4 protein-coding genes, 1 tRNA gene and 2 pseudogenes are annotated in these 3,591 nt (G+C 58.6%); 3 read left to right on the forward strand and 4 right to left on the reverse strand.

Features of this window, described 5'->3' with window-relative positions; genetic code table 11:
• Positions 1-164 (forward strand): annotated as a pseudogene (locus EN935_RS26620) (DNA-protecting protein DprA); the annotation flags it as partial.
• Between the two features lie 277 nt (positions 165-441).
• Here EN935_RS26620 and EN935_RS26625 read toward each other — a convergent pair.
• The gene (locus EN935_RS26625; RefSeq protein WP_127373779.1) at positions 442-633 is read right to left on the reverse strand and encodes a hypothetical protein; all 192 of its coding nucleotides are present in this window, start codon (positions 631-633) and stop codon (positions 442-444) included.
• A gap of 128 nt (positions 634-761) precedes the next feature.
• Here EN935_RS26625 and EN935_RS26630 point away from each other — a divergent pair, with 128 nt between their 5' ends.
• The gene (locus tag EN935_RS26630; protein ID WP_206438728.1) at positions 762-1,058 is read left to right on the forward strand and encodes an adenylate cyclase; all 297 of its coding nucleotides are present in this window, start codon (positions 762-764) and stop codon (positions 1,056-1,058) included.
• 775 nt (positions 1,059-1,833) lie between these two features.
• On the opposite strand, the gene EN935_RS26635 is transcribed toward EN935_RS26630, so the two are convergent.
• Positions 1,834-1,909: transfer RNA gene (locus EN935_RS26635), tRNA-Lys, on the reverse strand.
• 304 nt (positions 1,910-2,213) lie between these two features.
• Here EN935_RS26635 and EN935_RS26640 point away from each other — a divergent pair.
• On the forward strand, positions 2,214-2,729 hold the full coding sequence (locus EN935_RS26640; protein WP_126069030.1) for a BA14K family protein: 516 nt from the start codon (positions 2,214-2,216) through the stop codon (positions 2,727-2,729).
• A gap of 98 nt (positions 2,730-2,827) precedes the next feature.
• Here the strand turns inward: EN935_RS26640 and EN935_RS26645 are convergent, their stop codons facing one another.
• Both EN935_RS26645 and EN935_RS26650 read right to left on the reverse strand, forming a co-directional pair.
• Positions 2,828-3,307, reverse strand: coding sequence for a DUF6882 domain-containing protein (locus EN935_RS26645; protein ID WP_127265106.1), 480 nt, complete (start codon positions 3,305-3,307; stop codon positions 2,828-2,830).
• Between the two features lie 34 nt (positions 3,308-3,341).
• A pseudogene (locus tag EN935_RS26650) lies at positions 3,342-3,591 on the reverse strand (FGGY-family carbohydrate kinase); the annotation flags it as partial.

Raw genomic sequence — 3,591 nt, forward strand, 5'->3', positions numbered from 1 at the left:
TTATAGAGGCGCTCGGCCCGACACCCGTGGCGGTCGACGAGATCATCCGCCACACCCGCCTGCACCCGGCCCAGGTCTTCATGGTGCTGCTGGAACTCGACCTCGCCGGCCGGCTCGAGCGCCACGCCGGCGGCAATGTCTCGCTGGTGTTTGCGAATGAGTGAGCAATGGTGAGCGCGATGGGATTCGAACCTCGCGACCGCCGGTCGGTGTTTTTCACCGTAGTTCCTGACTACGAAGGGATCCAGGCGAAGAGCAACCGCGACTGGAAACCGACATTCAAGCGCAGCGATGATCCGCTGGCTCGAACGGAACATTAGCCGTTTCGAATAGTTAAGTTCATGCTCGGATGTTGTCACTGGCATCCGGCGAAAGGCTGGTCGGCTAACCGTCAGCCGCGGCCCGCGTCATTGGTCGCTCCACGGCGCGGGCTTTCATCGATCAGAGGAAGAGATACCCGACAAGCCCGCCACAACCTACATCGTCAGCGTATTCGAGAAACCGCACTGGCGCACGCTCCTGACGACCAAAGACAAGGCCGAAGCCTTGGCGGCGGCCAAGGAGATCGGCGACAAGGTGCGGGTCGAAGAGATCACGCCGAAGGCGAAGAAACGTTGAAATGTCGCGCGACATCACAGATTCGCGATGCTCGGGACGAATAGCGGTCCGAAAAGCGTTCGTGGCACATGACGTCTAATTCGCCGGGTGCTCATAAAGACCCGAGCGCCCTTCCTGAAACCCAATGCTTTAGGAGGAACACCATGAAACATCTCCTCACACCAATGATGGCCGGCCTATTCATAGCCTCCACTGGCATGGCCTTCGCCGCCAACGTCCACACCGTAACAGGCACGACAGGTCAGCCCAATCAAACGATTGGAACCCCTCAAACAGGAAGTGCCACTCCAGGCCACGCAAGCTCTGCTCCGGGTTCAGCCTTCAACCCAGCTGGTAATGCGGGAACACACTACGCTGGCGAGCAGCCGCAGAACTCAAAGAATCCGAAGAGCGTATCTCAATACGACGTGGCCGGCTTCCAGCAGTCCAATAACCATTAACGGACTGCCGCAATCTGCGAACGAAAAGGCAGGCCCGCCACCGTGGAGGCAGCGGGCTAGATGCGATAGCATGTCGGTATTTCAGTAGCGGTAGTAGTGCCTACGGTAGTGATGTCGGTGATAGTAGTACCTGTCGTAATACACAGAGCGGTAATGGCCGCCGCCGTAATACGGGTCAGCATAATACCCACCGCCGTAATACCCGCCACCGTAGCAGCCGTTGTTGAACATGCTTCCGATCACTGTCCTCCTGGAAGGAAGTCGTCATAGCCGCCGTATCCACGCCCATAGTAGGGGTGGCCATAGTAACCCCTGTATCGCCCATAATGGCCGCCTGCCCAATAATTGTTGCGCCATCTGGCACCGCTCCGAATTTGGATGACGTCGGGCTGTGCGCTTTGCGCCTGAGGCAGGAAAAAGACCAGCCTATGCCGTCGCCGGTTCTATCGAGGGCAAGAACGAGCAAGGGGCAAGAGGTGTATGGCGTACGGTCGTTCGCTGATGTGGATCCTTGTCGCGACAGGACGTTCCTGGCCGACGGCCTGAAGCCGATCGATGAAGCGGCTTGGGCGATCTGCATTGCACGGGGCACGCACTTGGCCTAACCGCATCATCAACATCGGATCGAAGGCCCGCCTCGCGCGGGCTTTTTCATGCGCCGCGTGCGCCAGCGATTCCCGGATAACGCCAAGAAAAGCCCGGAAAACATGGGAATTCTAGGTAATACCGGTAAATGCACGTGCGCATAGATTTTCGATCTAAGTGATTGATTTGTTGGTGAGCGCGATGGGATTCGAACCCATGACCTACTGATTAAAAGTCAGTTGCTCTACCGGCTGAGCTACGCGCTCCCGCGGGCGCGAAAGGCGACCCTCGAAATTGCGCGGAACATAGGGAGAGTGCCTCGACCGGTCAACCGGAAAAACAGCATTCGCAGGCCGGGCTTTTCCAGCATGATCGCCGGGTCTGAGTGGCCGCTTCGATCATGAGAGACACCGCCCTGGCAGAGCGATTGCACGACCGGTCTGTCGCCTCGCCAGCAGGCCGGAGAAACATTACAAATCAGCAACTTGGCGTTTTCGCGGGGAACTATAAGCCACCTCGCCCGTTTCCTCGCCACAAGGGACGTCAATCACCCTTTCGAAGGAGAAGATAATGAACAAGATCGTATCGGGTATACTGGCGACCACATTGTCAGTTTCGTTCGCGGCAGCCGCCGGTCCGGCCAATGCAGCACAAATGTTCGTGCCTCAGGCACCGGTGACGTCGTCAAATATCCTGAACGTCGCAGCCGGCGACACGCCAGCCCAACATCCTTCCCAATATCCTGAGTGGAAGCGTCACGGCGATCGCCGCAACTTCAGCCGCAATTTCAACGGCAATCGGAACTTTGCCCGCAACAATGATCGTGGCGTGTATTGGAACGGCCACCGCGGCTATCGCGAATACCATCGCGGCTATCGGCGCCATGGCGACAACTGGTTCCCGCTGGCTGCCTTCGCCACCGGCGCCCTGATCACCGGCGCGATCATCAACAGTGAAAACAACCGTGTCTACGAAGGCAATTCGCATGTGCAGTGGTGCTATGACCACTATCGCAGCTATCGCTCTTCGGACAATACGTTCCAGCCGAATTACGGCCCCCGTCAGGAATGTCGTTCGCCTTATTGATCAAGGCGCGTTTGCGTAGCTGAGATGCGTTGAGTAAAGCCCGCGCCGGCAACGGCGCGGGCTCTTGATCGATTGGCCGGAAGAGGAACAAGTTGCCGTCAGCTTGCCCAGTTGATGCTCTTGGGCATCAGATAAAAACCCCCGCCGTCCTCTCTGCTGGGACAACGATAGATACCCAACCCGTCGCAGATTCGAGACATCACCGCGCTGAGTTCCCAACCAAGCACTTCCAGCGCATTGTCCGCGCGTGTCGCATAGGCTCGGGCCAGTTCGTCAATGCCATGCTGTTCGCCGAAGGATCGAACCAGCTTTGCGTCGCTGAGGAGCTCGCTAGGCAGGCTTGAATTTGCCCAAGCCCACAGCCAGTTGCCGCCCTCGGTACTCGTTGAGCCGACAATCTGGATCTCGGTGACGACCTTGACCACCCCGTCTTGCGAGAACAGAAGCGTTCCGGCCGTCAGATCATAATCATAGCGCGACCAGCTACCAAGGTGGAGATCTTTCTTCAAGCGTGCGTTCTTGGCCTTCAGCTGTTCGATAGCCTCGTCGCGCCAAGCAGGATGCCAGTCTGGCTGCATTCCTCGCGCCCCATCACCCACCACTGACGGCTGTTTATGACACGCTCAGCGTCCTGCGCACAGCATCGCGCCAACCAGCAAGCTTGGCTACGCGCACGGAGCCATCCATGTCCGGCTGGAAGCGCCGTTCGAGTGCCCAGCTTTTCGCGAATTTCTTGGCATCCGGCCACACTCCTGCCTTCGAGCCGGCCAGCCATGCGGCGCCCAGCGCGGTCGTCTCCAGGATGGTCGGACGGTCGACCGGCGCGTCGAGGATGTCGGCCAGACGCTGCATGGTCCAGTCC

The organism is Mesorhizobium sp. M7D.F.Ca.US.004.03.1.1, from assembly GCF_003998635.1.
Taxonomy (GTDB): domain Bacteria; phylum Pseudomonadota; class Alphaproteobacteria; order Rhizobiales; family Rhizobiaceae; genus Mesorhizobium; species Mesorhizobium loti.